This is a genomic window from uncultured Caldilinea sp., assembly GCF_937128415.1.
Classification (GTDB): Bacteria; Chloroflexota; Anaerolineae; order Caldilineales; family Caldilineaceae; genus Caldilinea.
The window spans coordinates 16,440-34,657 of the sequence record NZ_CAKZMJ010000085.1 but is presented as its reverse complement, the minus strand read 5'-3'; the positions used below and the strand labels follow the sequence as shown (position 1 = coordinate 34,657).

General features: G+C 63.7%; 13 protein-coding genes. 4 read left to right on the top strand and 9 right to left on the bottom strand.

Annotation, left to right across the window (positions count from 1 at the left end; translation table 11 throughout):
* Positions 1-3: 3 nt before the first annotated feature.
* Entirely contained in the window at positions 4-927 is a 924-nt protein-coding gene (locus Q0367_RS16640; protein ID WP_297637742.1) for an NAD(P)/FAD-dependent oxidoreductase, read from the top strand.
* Between the two features lie 55 nt (positions 928-982).
* Here Q0367_RS16640 and Q0367_RS16635 read toward each other — a convergent pair whose 3' ends face one another.
* The 3 genes from Q0367_RS16635 to ettA all read right to left on the bottom strand — a co-directional run bounded on the left by Q0367_RS16635 (position 983) and on the right by ettA (position 6,645).
* Positions 983-2,368: a mechanosensitive ion channel family protein gene (locus Q0367_RS16635; protein WP_297637745.1), complete on the bottom strand. Its 1,386-nt coding sequence runs from the start codon at positions 2,366-2,368 to the stop codon at positions 983-985.
* Positions 2,365-4,869 (bottom strand): extracellular solute-binding protein, encoded by a 2,505-nt coding sequence (locus Q0367_RS16630; RefSeq protein ID WP_298983629.1) that lies wholly within the window; start codon positions 4,867-4,869, stop codon positions 2,365-2,367. The genes Q0367_RS16635 and Q0367_RS16630 overlap by 4 nt, the downstream gene beginning before the upstream one ends.
* Before the next feature lie 96 nt (positions 4,870-4,965).
* Entirely contained in the window at positions 4,966-6,645 is a 1,680-nt protein-coding gene (ettA, locus tag Q0367_RS16625; protein WP_297637760.1) for an energy-dependent translational throttle protein EttA, read from the bottom strand.
* A gap of 198 nt (positions 6,646-6,843) precedes the next feature.
* On the opposite strand from ettA, the gene Q0367_RS16620 reads away from it, so the two are divergent.
* Complete coding sequence (locus Q0367_RS16620) at positions 6,844-8,559, top strand: SH3 domain-containing protein (RefSeq protein ID WP_297637764.1); 1,716 nt, start codon at positions 6,844-6,846, stop codon at positions 8,557-8,559.
* A gap of 199 nt (positions 8,560-8,758) precedes the next feature.
* Here Q0367_RS16620 and Q0367_RS16615 read toward each other — a convergent pair whose 3' ends face one another.
* Positions 8,759-9,532, bottom strand: coding sequence for an SDR family oxidoreductase (locus Q0367_RS16615; protein WP_297637766.1), 774 nt, complete (start codon positions 9,530-9,532; stop codon positions 8,759-8,761).
* Positions 9,533-9,844: 312 nt separating this feature from the next.
* On the opposite strand from Q0367_RS16615, the gene Q0367_RS16610 reads away from it, so the two are divergent.
* On the top strand, positions 9,845-11,026 hold the full coding sequence (locus tag Q0367_RS16610; protein WP_297637779.1) for an aminotransferase class V-fold PLP-dependent enzyme: 1,182 nt from the start codon (positions 9,845-9,847) through the stop codon (positions 11,024-11,026).
* A 73-nt stretch (positions 11,027-11,099) separates the two neighbouring features.
* On the opposite strand, the gene Q0367_RS16605 is transcribed toward Q0367_RS16610, so the two are convergent.
* The gene (locus tag Q0367_RS16605; RefSeq protein ID WP_297637782.1) at positions 11,100-11,957 is read right to left on the bottom strand and encodes a sugar phosphate isomerase/epimerase; all 858 of its coding nucleotides are present in this window, start codon (positions 11,955-11,957) and stop codon (positions 11,100-11,102) included.
* 66 nt (positions 11,958-12,023) lie between these two features.
* Positions 12,024-13,424 (bottom strand): MATE family efflux transporter, encoded by a 1,401-nt coding sequence (locus tag Q0367_RS16600; RefSeq protein WP_297637785.1) that lies wholly within the window; start codon positions 13,422-13,424, stop codon positions 12,024-12,026.
* Between the two features lie 19 nt (positions 13,425-13,443).
* On the opposite strand from Q0367_RS16600, the gene rho reads away from it, so the two are divergent.
* Positions 13,444-14,700, top strand: coding sequence for a transcription termination factor Rho (gene rho, locus Q0367_RS16595; RefSeq protein WP_297637789.1), 1,257 nt, complete (start codon positions 13,444-13,446; stop codon positions 14,698-14,700).
* A gap of 6 nt (positions 14,701-14,706) precedes the next feature.
* Here rho and Q0367_RS16590 read toward each other — a convergent pair whose 3' ends face one another.
* From Q0367_RS16590 to Q0367_RS16580, 3 genes are all read right to left on the bottom strand, one after another.
* The gene (locus Q0367_RS16590; protein ID WP_297637792.1) at positions 14,707-15,033 is read right to left on the bottom strand and encodes a cupin domain-containing protein; all 327 of its coding nucleotides are present in this window, start codon (positions 15,031-15,033) and stop codon (positions 14,707-14,709) included.
* The gene (locus Q0367_RS16585; protein ID WP_297637794.1) at positions 15,030-16,265 is read right to left on the bottom strand and encodes a M20 family metallopeptidase; all 1,236 of its coding nucleotides are present in this window, start codon (positions 16,263-16,265) and stop codon (positions 15,030-15,032) included. The genes Q0367_RS16590 and Q0367_RS16585 overlap by 4 nt, the downstream gene beginning before the upstream one ends.
* A gap of 67 nt (positions 16,266-16,332) precedes the next feature.
* Positions 16,333-18,057 carry an aldehyde ferredoxin oxidoreductase C-terminal domain-containing protein gene (locus Q0367_RS16580; RefSeq protein ID WP_298983624.1) on the bottom strand — a complete coding sequence of 575 codons (1,725 nt, stop codon included), beginning with the start codon at positions 18,055-18,057 and terminating at the stop codon, positions 16,333-16,335.
* Between the last annotated feature and the right edge of the window lie 161 nt (positions 18,058-18,218).

The window sequence follows — 18,218 nt, the reverse complement described above, 5'->3', positions numbered from 1 at the left end:
CCCATGACAGAACGATTCGACGCCGTCGTGCTCGGCGGCGGCCCGGCCGGACTGGCGGCCGCCGCCTATTTGCTTTACGCCCGCCTGAACGTCGCCTTGATCAGCCCTGATTTTGGCGGAAAGGTCTTCTATCCGTTCGCGCTGCGCGATGTTCCTCATCAGGAGACGGTCTGGGGCGCCAGCCTTGTCCATGAGCTGGCGCAGCGCGTTTCAGCTGCGCTGCAACACCACATTCTTGACACGGTCGATGCGGTGAGAAGACTCGACGACGGCGCGTTCAGGCTGAAGCTCAGTCAGGGGGGTGAAGTCGAAAGCCGCAGCGTCGTCGTATGCACCGGGGTGCGCGCCCAACGCCTCTTCGTCGAAGGCGAGATGGACTATTGGGGCAAAGGTCTCAGCTACTCTGCCATTTCTCATGCCCCGTTTTTCAGCGGCCGCAAGGTCGCCGTGATCGGCGGCGGCGAACGCGCCATTGCAGCGCTGCAGATCCTGATCCCTCTGGCCGCTCACATCGACTACATCGAGGCGCGGCCTCAACCTGTCGCCGATCGCGAGAAGGCCGAAGCGATCCTGGGACACCCGCGCATCGATGTCTTTCGCGGCTGGGAAGTGCAGCAGATCGTAGGCGATGACTATGTAACAGGCATCGACATCGTAGGGGTCAACGGCGAGGTGCGCCGCCTGCCCGTGGAGGGCGTCTTCGTGCAGTTCGGGCTGCTGCCCAACAACAGCGCCGTGCGCGACCTGGTGACGTTGGATGCGTTCGGCCATATTGTCGTCGATGAGAACTGCGCCACCAGCATGCCGGGCATCTTCGCCGCCGGCGACGTCACCAACATCTGCGCCGAACAGGTGCCGGTCTCCATCGGGGAGGGCGCCAAGGCGGGGTTGTCCGCCTGGCGCTATGTAGCGGCCAACAAACTTTGAACCGAGCGCTTGTTCCCCCGCCTTGCTTCTTGCCGGAGCGCAACCTCTTCAGGGTCTACGCGGCGTCTTCAGAAAGGACATAGACCTCCTGGCGCGGGTAGGGGATTGTAATTCCATGCAATCGGAAGGCGTCGCGCACCATTTGATAGAGTTCGCTGCGCACGCGGAAAGAATCGCCGAATTCCGCGACGTGACCAAAGGCGAGAAAACGAATGCTGTAGGGTTCCATCGAAGTCGTCAACACGCCGGGCGCCGGTTCGGAAAGGATCAAAGGATGGCGCTGGAGCGTCTCCAGCAGGACGCGCTCGGCCAGCGCCAGGTCGGCGTCGTAGGCGACGTCGACGGTGAGCACGACGCGCGCCATCCTGTCGGAATAGGTGAGAGCGATCACCGGTTTGGTCATCAACTCCTTGTTTGGCACGAAGATCTCGGAGTTGTCCGCCGTGCGCAATACGGTGGCGCGCATCGACACCCTGGTCACAGCCCCGCGCATTCCCTGCACGTCGATCACATCGCCCGGACGCACGATGCGCTCGAAAACGAGCACGATGCCGCTGACGAAGTTGCCGAACAGCTCCTGCAGGCCAAAACCAAGCCCCACCGAAAGGCCGCCGCCGATCCAGGCCAGCGCGCTCAGATCCATGCCCAGCCGGCCCAGGCCGATCAACCCGCCCAGGCTGATGACGACGTAGCGCACGGCGTTGCTGACCGTGTTGGCGACGTCGGGCTCGGCCTCGCTGCGCACCATCAGGTTGTAAAGCACCTTGCGGACGGCCCCGGCGAGCAGAATCGCCAGCAACAGGGCAATCAAGCCGTCGATCAAGTCGCCCAGGTTGATGGTCCAGTCCGCAAAGCGCAGCAGCGAAATATCGCTCAACCCCAGCGTGGAAAAGAGCACGTTGCGCACGATCACCAACACCAAAATCCAGATGACAGGCCGCAACACCTCGGCGGAGAAACGCTCAGACTGCTTCTCGGGCAGCATCGCCAGGATGAAGCCGGCGACCACCCGATAGCCCAGCACGACCCAGACAAAGGGCGTCACGGCTTCAATGAGGCCGCCAGGCCAACCGTTCTCTCTGAAGTGCAGAACCGTCTGTTGCGCCAGCAGCAAGAAGAGCGCCGGAAAGAGAATCAGATCGATTGCGCGCAGCCAGCGAATGACGCGATTGCGCAAGGATTCGGGTTGTGTCGAGGTTTTCGACTCATCCGGCTGCAGCCGTTCGGCATCCGCGTCGCCCTGCGCTTCCGTTTCGCTTGCAGGTTGTTCAGATAGACGCTTGAGCGCCGCGTCGAGCAGCTTCGGCGCCAGCCAGGAGACCGCCAGAATGAGCAGGATGGCGAAAATCTGGCGCCGGACAGCCTCTCGTTCGAGCATGATCTGAAGCAGAACGATCTGCTCTTCAAGGCGGTCGAACAATACAGAAAAGTCAACGATCATGGAGCACCTCCTTCCTCAACCTGTTCTTCCGGGAGCGGCGTCTCTTCTTCAAGGGGCGTATGGAGAGGCGTCGCTGGCTCTTCTGTGACAGGAGGCGAAGGCGTGATCGCAGGCGTAGGCGTGGGGTCCGGCGTCGGAACGACGAGGCCGTAGCGATCGGCGTCCGCCTCCAGGGCGGCGTACATTTGGGCGACCGCCTCTTCGGGGGCAACGCCGTCGACGAGGACGCTGCGATAGGCTGCGTCGCCCAGCGCAAAGACCCATTCGAGCCAGGGACGGCTCTGCATCAGCGTCGCCGATTGCAGCTGCTCTGCCATGCGCGCAACGTTCGGGCGGCGATCCAGCGAGACGGCGCCGTTGGCCGGCAGGAAACGATGCGCCGCCAGCAGCGCGCTCTGTCCTTGCACGCTGGCGGCGTAGTCCAGGAAGCGCTCGATCAGCGTCGTATGTTGTGCGCTGCGATGGGAGAGCATCGCCAGTCCGCCGACGCTTGCCAGCGGCCGCCCGGGCCCGGCCGGCCCTTCTGGGAAGAGCGTCACGCCGACGTCAGCGCTGCCGAGGCGGGCCAAAAGATCGTTGAAACGCGTCGAGGGGGCGACGAGATAGGCGCTGCGACGGCTCAGAAAGGCGTCCAGCGCCTCTTCATGTTGCACGGCTATATTGACGCCATACAAGCGCTGCGAGTCCTGCAGCCAGGCCAGCCATTGCGTCAGGGGCGTTGGCGACAGGCCAAATCCACCGTCGGCTGCGAAAAGCTGCCCGCCAAAGGCGCCGACCCCCCATATTCCACGCTCGAACCCGCCGTCAAGCACAATCGGCGCACCGCCCTGCGCCTGAGAGCGTAAGTCGGCCAGCGTGCCTGCAGGATCGGGGGCCAGGGAAGGATTATAGTACAGCGTTTGCACGTCGATGAGGAGAGGCGCAGCGAACACTCGTCCGCCGATTTGCATGGCGGAGGCGGCGAGAGGGCGCATCTGCTGCAGCAGGGTGGCGTCCAACAACTCATCGACCGGCGCCAACGCGCGCGCTGCCACCAGCGCAGGCAGGTCGCGATGCGACAGAAACAGCAGGTCGGCGCCGGCGGTCATGAGCGCCGCAAGAGAGGGCGCTTGCATCCCTTCCGTGGCGAAACTCTGCACGGTCACTCGAATGTTGGGGCAGACGTCTGTGAAGCCATCCACCAGCGTGCGCAGCAGAGCAAGCGAGCCGTTGACGTCGGGCGCCAACAGAAGCAGCGCTCCGCTCTCGATGCAGACGGAGGCGAAAGCTTCGGTGGAGGGGAAGCCAAATTCGTTGATCAAGGCGGTTTGGGCGGCAGTCGCCGACTCTGTGGCGCTTGCACTTCCGATCATGGTGCGGTTGTAAGCGGTGGCCAGCGCCGCGTAGGCGTCCTGGATGTGGGCGTCGTTAAAATAAGGAATGGCAAGGCGCGCCTGGGCGGTGATGGTGGCGATCTGAGGATAGAGCCCCTCGGAGATGCGCGTGCGCATATTGGCCGGAACGACGTTGGCCTCGCGCATCAGCGCCGCCTGTTGGTCGCTGCTGGTGAGAAAACGAGCCAGATCGAGGGCGCGCTCCACCTGCCGAGGAGAGGACATCGAGTTGAACATCAACGCCGTCGTCGTAAGGAAGGGGCCCGCGCTTCCGCCGGGTCCGGACGGCAACTGCGCCACGCCCAGGTCGTCGCCGAAGGTCTCTTCGAGCAAATTCAGCTCATTGGCATGGCCGATATAGTACGGGATATCTCCGCGCAGAAAGCGCTCGCGCAACGCCGACGCGTTATCGTCGATGATAAAAGCAGGCGTGTCGCGCACCTGCTCCATCCAGGTCAGCCAGTTGGCGATGCCTCCGATGGTCTCCTGAGGCCTTCCCGCTTCATCGAAAAGATTGACGCCAAACGCCCGGGCGCTCCAGATCGCATCCACAAACTGGCTGTTCATCAGGATGCGACGGCCACCGTTGGCCTCCTGCATCAGCTGATCGACGGTGGCCGCCGGTTGCTCGACCAACCGGCGGTTGAAATAGAGAACCTGAGTGTCGAGGGCCACCGGCAACCCATACAATCGCTCGTTGTAGCGAAGCGTGCGCAACGCCACGCTCAGGAAACGTTCGAGCAAATCATCCGAGGCCAGCTCGTCGACGGCGAGCAGGGCGCCGGCGTCGGCCAGGGAGCGCACATAGACGCTTCTGGAGATCAACAGGTCAGGCCCTAAGCCGGACTGGACGGCGCGCATATACCGCTCTTCCAGGTCGGCTTCCTGGAATTGAACGAGCACATCGACGCCTGGGTTGGCGCGGCGATAGCGGTCGAGCACAGCGTCAAGGGCGGCGGCCTCCGGCGCAGGCAGGCTGTGCCAGACCAGAATCGCGTCGCGGTGAAGAAAACTGCCTGCGCTGCGCAACGGCGACGCGCAGGAACTCAGCAGCAGAATGGTCAACAATAAACTTACAGGCAAACCATATCGTATGGCGGCGAAGCTCCGCTCCCTCAGGATATGCACGTTTTGAATCCACATAATGCCATGATTGTAGCATGGAAGGGGCGGATTGATGAGTTAGGGCATGCTGGCGAGGGGGTGACTCCCTCGCCAGCACATTTATGCGCGGCGAAGCTTGCGGTAGGTGATGCGGTGCGGACGGTCGGCCAGCGGCCCAAGGCGACGCCGACGATCTTCCTCGTATTCGCTGTAGTTGCCCGGGAAGAAGTACACCTGGCTGTCCCCTTCAAAGGCCAGGATGTGCGTGGCGATGCGATCCAGAAACCAGCGGTCGTGGGAGATCACCAGCACGCAGCCGGCGAAGGCCTCCAGGGCGTCTTCAAGCGCGCGCAGGGTGTTGACGTCGAGGTCGTTGCTGGGCTCGTCGAGCAAGAGGACGTTGCCGCCGGATTTGAGCATCTTGGCCAGGTGCACGCGGTTGCGCTCGCCGCCGGAAAGCATGCCGACCTTCTTCTGTTGGTCCTGGCCGGTGAAGTTAAAACGCGCAACGTAAGCGCGCGAATTGACGAGCCGATCGCCGAGTTGGATCTGATCCTGCCCGCCGGAGATCTCTTCCCAGACAGTTTTGTTGGGGTCCAGTGCGTCTCGCGTCTGATCGACGTAGGCGAGCTTGACCGTGCCGCCGATCGTCAGCGTCCCGCTGTCCGGCTTTTCCTGGCCGACGATCATGCGAAAGAGCGTCGTCTTGCCGGCGCCATTGGGCCCGATGATGCCGACGACGGCGCCAGGAGGGATGTCGAAGGTCAGGTTCTCATAGAGCAGGTTGTCGCCGTACGCTTTGCTGACGCCCTCGGCGCGAATCACGAGGTCGCCGAGCCGCGGCCCTGGAGGGATGTAAATCTCTCGCTCCTCCATCGCTCGCTCCTTGTCCTGGGCGAGCAGCTCGTGGTAGGCGTTGATGCGCGCCTTGCGTTTGGTCTGTCGCGCCTTGGGCGTCATGTGCAGCCATTCCAACTCGCGTTGAAGCGTCTTCTGGCGCAACGCCTCCTGCTTTTCCTCTTGAGCCAGCCGCTGCTGCTTTTGCTCCAGCCACGAGGAGTAGTTGCCCTTCCATGGGATGCCGTGGCCGCGATCCAGCTCCAGAATCCAGCCGGCGACGTTGTCGAGGAAATAGCGGTCATGCGTGACTGCGATCACCGTGCCCTTGTAGTCGCGCAAATGATTTTCCAGCCACGCCACCGACTCGGCGTCGAGATGGTTGGTCGGCTCGTCGAGCAGGAGAATGTCCGGCTCCTTCAGCAGCAGACGACAGAGCGCCACGCGCCTGCGTTCACCGCCGGAGAGCACCTTCACCGGCGTATCGCCCGGCGGACAGCGCAGCGCGTCCATCGCCAGCTCCAGCCGGCTATCCAGGTCCCAGGCGTTGAGCGCGTCGAGCCGATCCTGCACCTCGGCTTGCCGAGTCATCAGCTCGTCCATCTCCTCGGGCGTCAGCTCTTCGGCGAAGCGAGCGTTGATCTCATCGAACTCGCGCAGCGCATCGATGACCTCCTGCACGCCCTCCTCGACCACCTCGCGCACCGTCTTGCTCTCATCAAGCTGCGGCTCCTGCTCCAGGTAACCGATCGTATAGCCAGGCGCCAGCACGGTCTCGCCGATGAAATCCTTGTCCACGCCCGCCATGATGCGCAAAAGCGTGCTCTTGCCGGAGCCGTTCAACCCCAGGACGCCGATTTTGGCGCCGTAAAAGTACGAGAGGCTGATGTCGCGCAGGACCTGCTTGTTGGGCGGATAGACCTTGCCGACGCCGATCATCGAGTAAATAATTTTCGTGCTCATCTGAAACTGTTTCCATTCACCATGCGTTTTTAACAATAATGCACAGCCGTGCATTCTACCAGAGGTTATCCCAAGCTGACACAATCCAAAGGAGCGCAACAAACTTGATTTGCGCACAACTTGCCAAAAGAAGGATTCACATATAGGCTATAATCGAGAAACAATCGACCCTTTCCTCACGAAACAGGGAGGACGACCATGCAGCGCAAGAGCCTCACCCTGCTCACGTTCGCCTTCAGCCTGCTCACGCTCTTCTTGCTACAGATGTCGGCGACGCAGGCGGCGGTTCAACAACAGAACGCGACGCCAACCCCAACGGTGGAGCCTGCGCCGTTGGAGCAGCCGCTTCGGATCAAGATTCGCCAGTCGATCCCGCTGACGATCTCGTTGCTTGCGGTCAGCGAGATGACGGCGACGGAGGCGCTCACGGAGACCATCGCCGAAACGGAGCTGTTGACGCCGACCGAAACAGGGCTTGAGGCGACGGCGCCGCTCACCGAGAGCATTCCAGCCGCAACGACGGAGCTCGGCGCAGCGCCGGCGCTGACCCCGACGGCAGAGCTGGCAAGCGATCTCCTCGGCGCTGCAGAAGTGACCGCAACGGAGGAGCTTACCCCGCCTTTGATCGTCAGCAGCGTCGCCGTGACGCTGGAAATCGATCTGGATTTCGTCGTCACCCAGACGTTGACTACAACCGTTCCGGCGTCGGTTGCGCTGCAATTGTCCGACCTCCTTACGCAAACCGTGCCCATCTCGGTGATCGTTGCGCCGTTTGAGGCAGGCTCAGCGCAAATCGAACTGGTTCTTCCAGAGGAACTGCTGGCGACGCCTACACTGACGCCGACCGAAGAGTTGACCGCAACAGAGGCGGTGACGCCAACCGTAGCCACGACGCCAACCGTGGAGGCCGCACCTGCGCCCGCCGTCAGCGGCGTCCCGCTGATCACCACTTCCGTGATCGAAAACGCCAATCTGCGCGCCGGCCCCGGCACCAATTTCGCCATCGTCGGGCAGGCGACGGCCGGACAAGAGGTTCAGGTTGCAGCCGTCAGCGAAGATGGCGGCTGGTATTTGCTCGGCAACGGCGCCTGGATCGCCAATTTCCTGGTCGCCGCTCCAGAGGCCGCCGTCCCTGTCGTCAACGATGAAATTTTGCGGGCCGTGACAGGCCAGGCTGCACCCACCGGAGTCGTGACGCCCACGGTGACGGTGGACGCCAATCTGCGCGCCGGCCCTGGCACCGAGTTCGACGTGATCGGCGGCACCGTCACCGGCCAGGCGATCAATATCGTCGGGCGCAACGCCGACGGCACGTGGTTCCGCCTCGACAATGGCGGCTGGGTCTTTGCGGCGCTCGTCGCCAATCCGCCTCCGCTGGAAAGCGTGCCGGTGGTCAATATCGATGGAACGCCCGTCGAGGCGGCGCCGGCCGCTGCGCCGCAGCCGGAGCAGGCGTCAGGTCTTGGCGGCCTGTTGCCCACGCCCACGCCCACGCCAACGCCGCAGCCTCAGCCTCGGAATGAGGAGCTCGACGCCTATCTCACGGCCGCGCTCGAGCTGATCCGCCAGTTCGACCTGGTGCAGACCAGCCTCGACGGGCTGTTGCGAGAAGTGAACGCCAACAATGCGCTGCTTGAGGACGCCAACTGGACGACGCGCATGAATGCCGCCCTGACGTTGTTGCGCCGCACCAGCGCCAGCGTCGGCGAGCTCACCGTGCCCGCCGACGCCCAGGCGATCCACAGCCAGTTGGAGGCGGCGGCGCTCAGCTACGCGCAGGCGGCCAGCGCGCTTGCCACCGCCGTTCAAAACCGCAGCATCGCCCAGCTGCAAGAGGCGGACGCGCTCATCAGCGCAGCCGTTTCGGGCCTGACCGCAGCGGAAACCGCCATTTTGCAGGCGCGCGGACAATGAAGCCTATAAGACGCCGGGGGTGAACCGGCCATCGCCTCCGGCGCAGCCTTGCTGTATGCCGGGAAACTGCGGCTGCGAGATGCAGCTGATATCGTAAAAGGGAGCAGGGGGTGAGGGCCCGCACCGCAGCGCTTCCTCTGTTAGCCAAATTTTCGAGGTCTGTCGAGAACCTGCGGTTGCGAGCCGCAGCTCTCCTTTCTCATTCGACGTAGATCATCTTGCGCGTCATTCCCCCGTCGACGACAAAATTCTGCCCTGTAACAAAGCCCGACGCTTCCGACAGGAGGAAAGCCGCCATCGCCGCCACATCCTCCGGCGCGCCGACGCGGCCGACCGGATGCTGGGCGTGGTCGATAGGGCGCAGAGCGGGCGTGCGGCGTTGGCCGGCTTTCTTCCAGGCGCTCACTTCGATCCAACCCGGGCTGATGGCGTTGACGCGCACCTCCGGCCCCAGGCTGATGGCGAGCGCATGGGTCAGCGCCAGAAGACCGCCTTTGCTGGCGGAGTACGCCTCGGTGTTGGGTTCGGACTGCAGAGCGCGCGTCGATGCGATGTTGACGACGGCGCCGCGCGCCCGGCGCAGGTGAGGCGCCGCATGTTTGACGCACAAAAAAGCACCTGTGAGGTTCACGGCGAGCACGCGATTCCAGGCATCCAGGCTCAACTGCTCCACCGGCGTCGCGCCGGGATCGGCGATGCCTGCGTTGTTGACCAGACCGTCGATGGCGCCGCGCCACGCCGCCGCCTCGGCCGCCATGCGCGCCACCGAAGCTTCGTCGGCGACGTCCGTCTGCACAAAGCGCACCTCTCCCCACGCAGCGCATTCGGACGCGGTCTCCATGCCCGCCTCCTCATCCAGGTCGGCGATCAGCACCGCTGCGCCCAGTCGCAACAGATGTAGCGCAATGCCCTTGCCGATCCCTTGCGCGCCGCCTGTGACAATAATGGTCTTTCCACGCAGATCCTCAAGCATTCGCCTCCGCTTCCTTTCCATGCCAAGTCAACCTTACGAAAGGATACATCATTTGCCAGTTGTCGCCATCGCCCGCCCACACTATAGTGAAGGCGGATGGGTAATGGGTTCAGGGTTCACATGTAGGTTTTCTCCTTCTCTCTGTGTGAGCGGAGGGCGTCAGTCCAGATGCTGACGCCCTCCGCTTGTTTTGGGGACCTTTAGATTTGGCATTCCTCTTCTTCGCTCCGCACAATTTCTCACTGCGACCCTCGCAAAAGATATAATGGCTCCTATCATCATCTCTCGTTTTTGCATCGGTCAGGAGAGTTTGTGAACGCGCTTCGTTCTCTGTTTCAGCTTGATCCCGACGTAATTTATCTCAACCACGGCGCCTTCGGCGCAACGCCGCTGCCGGTGTTCGAGGTCTATCAGGAGTGGCAGCGACGCCTTGAACGTCAGCCCACCCACTTTTTTGCACGCGAATCGAGTCGCCTTCTCCGCGCGGCGCGCGAGGCGCTGGCTGCCTATCTCGGCGCTCGAGCGGAGGACCTGGTCTTCGTGCACAACGCCACCTTCGGCGTCAACGTGGTTGCGCGCTCGCTGGCGCTGCAACCCGGCGATGAAGTGTTGACGACGACGCACGAGTACGGGGCGTGCCTCAACGCCTGGGAGTTCGTCTGCGCCCAGCGAGGCGCCCGCCTGGTCCGTCAACCGATTTCGCTGCCCATCGCCGAGGAGGCGCAGATCGTCGAGGAGCTTTGGCAAGGCGTCACTCCACGCACGCGTGTGCTCTTTCTGAGCCACATCACCTCGCCGACGGCGCTGACGCTGCCTGTGCAGGCGCTCTGTCGCCGCGCCCGCGAGGCGGGCATCCTCACCGTCGTCGACGGCGCGCACGCGCCTGGTCAGATCGACATCGACCTCGGCGCGCTCGACGCCGACATCTACACCGGCAACCTGCACAAATGGCTGTGCGCGCCCAAGGGCGCGGGCTTCCTATGGGTGCGACCGGAGGTTCAGACGCAGATCGAGCCGCTGGTGGTGAGCTGGGGCTATGGTCCGGAGCGCACGATGTTCGAGGACAATGACTTTATCAGTGCGCTGCAGTGGCAAGGCACCGACGACATTTCCGCCTACCTGAGCGTTCCCGCCGCCATCGAGTTCCAACGTTCTCATGACTGGCGAACCGTGCGCGAGCGTTGTCACGCCATGCTGGCGGAAACGCTGGCGCAGCTCGAAGCGGTCACCGGCGTCCCTTCCTGTTACCCACGGCAAGCGCCGCGCCTTTTCCACCAGATGGGCGTCGCCCCGCTTCCGCTTCAGCCCGACATCGCTGCGTTCAAGGAGCGTCTTTATTCAGAACATCGGATCGAAGTCCCTTGCTACGTCTGGCAGGGCGGCCACTACATGCGCATTTCCGTCCAGGCGTACAACACGCCGGAGGAGCTGTCGCGATTGGTGGAGGCGACGTCGATGCTCCTTCAACCGACGCCGATGACCACCGCCTTCTAAGGCAAGGGTCTTTCTTCCAGGAAGCGTTAACGCCTCCTGGAGGAAAGACGAACGTGCTTCGTTCTAGACTCGCTTATTTCCATCTGCGCTCGACGTGCGACCGCAAAAACGCCAGCCCTTTGCGCACAAACTCGTCGCCGTCGGGGCAGACGTTATGGAACATGCCGCGCTGGTAGGCGAAGTCGTCGATCGACGAGTTGTACGCCTCCATCGTCAGCGGGCCGTCGAAGCCAATCTCGTAGAGCGCATCGAAGACGTCGTCCCACGGCACCAGGCCGCCGCCGGGCGCGCCGCGATCGTTTTCGCACGTATGCACGCACCAGAGCCGTGGGGCCAGCGTGCGCAGTGCGGCGCCGTAGTCCCGCTCCTCGGTGATGAGATGATAGGTGTCGAACAGGGCGTAGAGGTTCGGGTGATCGGCCAGATCGATCAGTCGCATCAGTTGCGCCGCCGTGTTGACCAAATGGGTGCGAAAGTGACTCATCGGCTCCAACACAATCTTGACGTTGCGTCGGGCCGCGTATTCGGCGAGCTTGTGCAGCCCCTCTGCGGTGCGAGGATATTCGTCCGCCGGCGGACGCCGCCGCTTGACCACACCCGGATGGCCATAGAGCGCGCCGGCGTAGGCGACGGCGCCGAGCTCCGCCGCCAGATCGACCTGACGGCAATGCCAGGTCAGCCCCTCTCGGCGCTCCTCCGGCTCGTCCGAGGAGAGATCGGCGCTGAGCGGCCAGGCGCCGCCGGGACCGATCACCAGCGTCAGCCCTAACGCCTCGGCGCGGCGTCTCGTCAGCGCCGGCGTAAAGCGCACGTCGTCGCCGACGGAAAGCTCGGCTACGTCCAGACCGAGCGCTTTCATCTGGTCAAGGATGGGAAGTGCGTCATCGCTCCACCGATCGGTGAAGATGTAGCAATGGGCTCCGTAGTGCATAGCTTTTCCTTGATTTGCTCGATTGCCCAGACTTGGGTGTTGAGTGAATTGGGTGTTAGACGATGGTTAGCCTTTCGCCGGCGTTGGCTCTGGCGTTGCCGGTTGCTGTCCGCTTCCAGAAGGAAATTCGGTGTTCGGTGGACGGTCTGGTTGAGAGAGCGGCGCATGGCCGACGCCGGGCCAGATGCGCACGACGCCTAGCGCCGCGCGAACGGCGATCCAGGCATCGGTGACGAGCCAGACCCAGGCGAGCGAGGCTGCGCCCGTCGCCTCCAGGCCGAGCAAGGCGGTCGCGCCAATCGCCATCGCTGCGAAGGCCGCATTGCGCAGGTAGCGAAAATCGCCTGTCCCCCAGTGAACGCCGTCGGTGGCGAAGGCAAGCGCGTTGAGCGGCTGCACGACGGCCGAAAGAAGCCAGGCCGAAAAGAAGAGACTGTGCGCTTCAGGGGGGGCCAGCAGGTCGGCGAGGGGGCCGCGAAAGAGCCACATCCCTACGCCAAGCAGCGCGCCCATCCCTGCGCTCCACAGGCAGGCCATCCTCGCCACGCGACGAGCCTGCGTCACCCAGCCTGCGCCGAGGAAATAGCCGACCAAACTCTGCGCGGTGATAGCCAGCGCGTCCAGCCCCAGCGCCGCAAAGATCCAAAACTGGCGCACAGCCTGGTGGGCGGCGCCGCTCTCCGGCCCCAGGTTAGTGGCGACGCGCGTGGCGAGCAGCAGAAAGACGGTCAAGAAGCCGGTGCGCAGGAAAAGATCGCCGCCGACGCGCAGCAAAGAGCGCGCTTCTTGAACGCGCAGGCGCGACGGCCAGCCCAAGCGCCGCACGATGGCGGCGCTTGCCCAGATGGCGCCGAGCCACTGGGCAAATGTGCTCGCCGCCGCAGCGCCCGTCACCCCCATCGCCGGGATCGGACCTGCACCGAAGATGAACAGCCAGTCCAGCGCAATGTTGAGCGCATTGACCGCCACCGCCACCCACAGCGGCGTACGCATGTCCTGCAAACCGCGCAACACGCCAAAGGCGACCAGCGACGCGATCACCGCCGGAGCGCCGAGCAGGCGCACGAAAATATACGCCTCGGCGTATGCCAGCACTGCGCCTTCTGCGCCCAATCCCCGCGCAATCGGGGTGACCAACGCAGCGCCGAAGACGATCGAGCCGAGTCCAAAGAGCATCGCCAGCAATAACCCCAGCCCCATGACGCGCGCTGCGCGCTCGTGGTCGCCGGCGCCCAACGCCTGCGCCACATCGGTCTGCGCACCGATGCCCAGAAAATTAAAGATCCAGAAGACGGCCGAGAGGGCAGCCGAGCCGACGCCTAGCGCCGCCAGCGGCGTCGCGCCGAGCTGCGCCACAAAGGCCGTATCGACCAGGCCGGTCAGCGGCTCGGCGACCAGCGAGATCAGCACCGGCAGCGAAAGCGTCAACAGAGTGCGATGGGGATGGCGAACAAAGGGATGGTGCATACAGAATCACAAAGGTGCAGTGAGTTGGTCATTTTTCACCACTCTATGTTATCTTGACGTCATGGCGCGCACCAAGAATCGCCGCGAGGTGAAATCACAACGCCGGTTGCCTGACCGCCCACCCAAAACTCGCACCCCCCTCCGCCCGCCGACGCTCGAGACGCCGGGCGAACCGTTCAGCGAAGTGAAAGGCGTCGTGCAGCGCACGCCCCAGGGCGACGCATATCTGCGCGACCCGCTGCGCGCCTTTGCGCCCTCGCCGGCGGATGTATACGTTCCCGCTGCGCTGGTCGAACGTTACGCCCTTATCGACGGCGCAGAAGTTCGCGGGGGCGCCGGCGCCACGAAACGGGGCCTGCAGCTAAGCGACGTCCAGGAGATCTGCGGTCTGACGCCGGAAGCCTTCGTCCGGCGCAAACCCTTCGAACAGCTCCTTGCCATCGATCCCTGCGAGCGCTTTCGGCTGGGCGACAGCGGGAGGCTGTCGATGCGCGCGGTGGAGCTGATCGCGCCGATCGGCAAGGGCACGCGCGGGCTGATCGTAGCGCCGCCTAAGGTGGGCAAGACGCAGCTTCTGGAAGAGCTGACTCACGCCATCCATGCGGCTGCGCCGGAGGCGCGCATCCTCCTGTTGTTGATCGACGAACGACCGGAGGAGGTGACGCATTTTCGTCGCAGCGTCCCCGCCGAGGTTTTCGCCAGCTCCAACGACCAGAGCCTGGAAGATCACGTTCGCCTGGCCGAGCTGACGATGGCGCACGTGCGCTGTGAACTGGAGTGCGGCCGCGATGTGGTCGTGTTGATCGACAGCTTGACGCGTATGACGCGCGCCTTCAACCTATCCGGCAAAGGCGCCAACCGCACACTGTCGGGCGGGATCGACGCCAGGGCGCTGGAGATTCCGCGACGCTTCTTCGGCCTGGCGCGCAATATCGAGCACGGCGGTTCGGTGACGGTGCTCGCCACCGTTCTGGTCGAGACCGGCTCGCGCATGGATGACCTGATCTTCGAGGAGTTCAAAGCCACCGGCAACAGTGAGATCGTGTTGGACCGGTCGCTGGCGGAGGCGCGCATCTTTCCGGCCATCAACATCAAGGCCAGCGGCACGCGCAGGGAGGAGCTGCTCTACACGCCGGCGGAGATGGAGAAACTCACCCTGTTGCGCCGCGCCCTCGCCGAGCGCGACAACAAGAGCGCCTTGCTCGGCCTGCTGAAGCTCCTGGAGAAAGCGCCCACCAATGACGAGCTGCTGCGCAGGCTGAAGAAAAAAGCTTGACGCGCTTTAGCCGAACGGCGCAATCACGGTCAGAAAGGTCAACAGATCGTCCCCGTCGTTGACGACGCCGTGCGGAACGCCCGCCGGAGCTACAATCAGCATCCCCGCCTCACATGTCTGCTCGCTCTCGCCGACGGTGAAGCGACCGCTGCCCGCCACCACGTAATAGAACTTGTCCTGATCGGCGTGTTCATGGATGGCCTGCGCCTGTCCAGCAGCCAACACGTTCAGCCCGACCAGCAGGCGCTGGCTTTGGAAAAAGGTGTGTTTGAAGGGCTTTGCGCCGGGCGCCTTCACAAAATCTGTGACGCGCAGAAAGTGGACGTCGCTCATGGGCGGGTGCTCCGTTCCTGTGCAGCGGGCGGCTTCGCCTGCTCTTCCAGGTATCTGACCGCTGCGCCGGCCAGCAGCGCCACGCCGGTGGAGAGCATGCGTTCGTCGAAGTCGAAGGTGGGGCTGTGGTGCGGGCTGTTGAGCGGACCGTGCGGGTCGTTGGCGCCGACGAGCACATAGCAGCCCGGCGCGCGCATCAGAAATTCCGACATGTCCTCGCCGACCATGGCGGGCGTTTGGGTGATGACATTCTGCGCGCCGACAAGCTCGGTTGCCACTGTGCGCATCAGCGCTGCACCCGCTTCGGAGTTGATGGTCGGCAGCACGCCCGGCGTGAATGTGAGCGCGCATGTGGCGCCGTGCGCGGTGCAGACGCCTTCAGCCACCTCGCGCATGCGCCGCACCAAAAAGTCGCGCGTCTCCAGGTCAAAGGAGCGGATCGAGCAAGACAGTTCCGCCCGCCCGGCGATCACATTGGCGGCCGAACCGGCGTGAAACTCCCCCACGGTGATCACGGCGGGCGTAGTCGGGCTGACGTTGCGCGAGATGATCGTCTGCCACGACAGCACGATCTGACTGGCGATGACGATGGCGTCCACGGTCTCGTGGGGCATGGCGCCGTGACCGCCCACGCCTTCGACGATTAGATCGACTTTGTCGGCGCCCGCCATCAAGGGGCCGGACTGCACCACCACCTGGTTGAGCGGCAACCGGCTCCACAGATGCAGCCCAAAGGACGCCTGTGGCTTGGGGTTCTCCAGCACGCCGTCGGCGATCATCGCCCGTGCGCCGCCCAATCCCTCCTCGGCCGGCTGAAAGACGAGCTTGACCCGTCCCGCCAGCTCGTTGCGATGGCGGGCGAGCAGCTGCGCCACGCCCATGCCGATGGCGGTGTGGCCGTCGTGGCCGCAAGCGTGCATCACCCCGGGCGTCTGTGAACGATAGGGAACGTCATTTTCTTCGTGAATCGGCAGCGCGTCCATGTCGAAGCGAAGCAGCACGGTCGCCGCATGGGCGGGCGCCTCGTCCGGCTCCACCAGCGCCACGACGCCGGTCTTGCCGACGCCGGTTGTCACCTCCAGCCCCAGGGCGCGCAGATGCTCGGCGACGACGCCGGCGGTGCGCACTTCCTGAAAGCCAAGCTCTGGATGCATGTGAAAGTCGCGACGCCAGGCCACAAGCTGCGGCTGAAGTTCAGCGGCTTCGCGGTGAAGTTGGTGTAACAGGGACATACGTGAGTTTCCAGGTTGAACCCGCAAAGAAGAACTCCCCCTGCGGGCAAATGATCATTGCGTTGTTCTACGCCGTTGCAGGCTCCAGGGCGTCATACATAGGATGGACTTGCTCGCCATGGAAGCGCGCCGTCTGGTTGGTGGGCGGCAGCGGCTCTTCGTAGAAGAAGGCGGGCAGCTCGTCGTCGGCGGCGGTGAAGCCGGCCTGTCGGTTGAACTCGCGCTCGTAATAGAGCGTCAAGCGCCCGAGCTCCTCAAAAAAGGCGGGCGTGAGGTCGGTTCCATGCGCGGCGTTGAGCGCCTCGGCCAGAAACTCCAGGTTGACGTTGGTGACCGTCTGCCCGAAGATGCACAGGCCCAACGAATCGTTGGCGGCCACCTTGATCTGTTGTTTCAGACTCAGGTCGAGCAAGGTCTCCAGGTCCATCTCGCGCGTCTTCAGCCGGGGCAGGTTGCCTGCGGTGTGGTCGGCGCCCTGGGCGGTGGCCATCATGGTGATGCCGGTCGCCTCCACCACGCGCGGGTCATAGGCGCTGATCGCCTGTTTTTTGATGACGGGCACGCGGCGCACCTTGTAGTGTTCGCCGACGCGCGCCGTGCCTTGCGCCCACAGTCGGCCCAGCTCCGTGCCGCGCCCGATCTCGGCCAGCGCATCGACCATCCAGCGGACGTCGCCGAATTGGGCCAGTCCCGCCTCCATCAACACGGCGAGCGTGGCGCCCGTCTCGATCGTGTCCACGCCGAGGTCATTGGCGATGTAGTTGAGCTGCGCCAGATCGTCCGGATCGGTGATTCCGCAATTTGTGCCGAGCAGTCCCAACGTTTCATATTCGACCGGCGAGACCACCTCCTTGCCGTTGGCGTCCACATAGACGTTGCTGCACTGGATGGCGCAGCCGGGCATGCAGGGGTGGGTCTGCTCTCCCCCGCGCGAGGTGTTCAGCTCGCCGATGTAGTCGCCGCCCATCCTGAAGACCTCGCCCGCCGAGACGTCGGCCAGCTGTCCGGCGCTGAAGTTGCGCACCGGCAGCCCGCCGATGTAGTTCTGGTAATCGGCCATGCCCATCGTGCCGACTTTGTTGTAGAAGTTCATGACGATGGAATCCTCGCGCAGCATTTTGGTGTAGCGCTTAATGCTGTCGGTGACCTTGCGAGGGTCGCCAAAAGGCGGCGTTTTATCGAGATCGACCACGATCGCCTTGACGCGCTTGCTGCCCATGACGGCGCCGACGCCCCCGCGCGCGGCCAGCCGCGAGGGCCGCAGGTCTTTGTCGCTGAAGGCGATGCCGGCCAGCAATCCCTGATACTCGCCGACCGGGCCGCACAGCGCAATCGCCACCTTGCGGCCGTAGCGTTCGTAGAGCATTTCGGCGGCGGCGTAGTTGCCTTTGCCGAGGTAGGGCGTTGCGTCATCGAACGCAATGCCGCCATCCTTGCGGAAGTGAATCACCACCCAATCCGGCGAAGCGCCGGCGAGCGTGAAGCCCGCAATGCGGAGCTGCCCCAACGCATAGCTGAATGTGCCGCCGCCGTTCGCCTCCTTGATGCCGCCCGTGAGCGGACTCTTGCAGCCCACGCTCGTGCGGTTGGCGTTCGAGAAGGTCGTGCCGGCGAAGGGGCCGGCGGAGAAGATCAGCAGATTTTCCGGCGAAAGCGGATCAACGCGGGCGAGTCCTCGCTCGACGAAGGTTTTGGCAATCAGATAACGGCCGGCGAAGATAATGTCCTTACCGTGCAGCTCGCGCGACGAGATCGAGCGGTCGGCGAGATTGATTTCATGATAGATTCGCATAGAAGCTTTCTCCCGAGTGTTCCACAGAGAGGGCGGCCATCGCCCCCCCTCATCCACAACGTTGCAGCGTTCCGGCAGTCACAAAGCTTACCATGTTGTGCAGGGGCGAATCAACTCGAAGAAAACCTTGAAACCTCTGGAGAGGGGGAATTGACAAGAAG

What these genes read in the sequence shown, in the direction of transcription:
- Q0367_RS16640 (WP_297637742.1), top strand. Translation starts at nt 4, where the DNA reads ATGACAGAACGATTCGACGCCGTCGTGCTCGGCGGCGGCCCGGCCGGA.
- Q0367_RS16635 (WP_297637745.1), bottom strand. Translation starts at nt 2,368, where the DNA reads ATGATCGTTGACTTTTCTGTATTGTTCGACCGCCTTGAAGAGCAGATC.
- ettA (WP_297637760.1), bottom strand. Translation starts at nt 6,645, where the DNA reads ATGAGCACGAAAATTATTTACTCGATGATCGGCGTCGGCAAGGTCTAT.
- Q0367_RS16620 (WP_297637764.1), top strand. Translation starts at nt 6,844, where the DNA reads ATGCAGCGCAAGAGCCTCACCCTGCTCACGTTCGCCTTCAGCCTGCTC.
- Q0367_RS16615 (WP_297637766.1), bottom strand. Translation starts at nt 9,532, where the DNA reads ATGCTTGAGGATCTGCGTGGAAAGACCATTATTGTCACAGGCGGCGCG.
- Q0367_RS16605 (WP_297637782.1), bottom strand. Translation starts at nt 11,957, where the DNA reads ATGCACTACGGAGCCCATTGCTACATCTTCACCGATCGGTGGAGCGAT.
- Q0367_RS16600 (WP_297637785.1), bottom strand. Translation starts at nt 13,424, where the DNA reads ATGCACCATCCCTTTGTTCGCCATCCCCATCGCACTCTGTTGACGCTT.
- Q0367_RS16590 (WP_297637792.1), bottom strand. Translation starts at nt 15,033, where the DNA reads ATGAGCGACGTCCACTTTCTGCGCGTCACAGATTTTGTGAAGGCGCCC.
- Q0367_RS16585 (WP_297637794.1), bottom strand. Translation starts at nt 16,265, where the DNA reads ATGTCCCTGTTACACCAACTTCACCGCGAAGCCGCTGAACTTCAGCCG.
- Q0367_RS16580 (WP_298983624.1), bottom strand. Translation starts at nt 18,057, where the DNA reads ATGCGAATCTATCATGAAATCAATCTCGCCGACCGCTCGATCTCGTCG.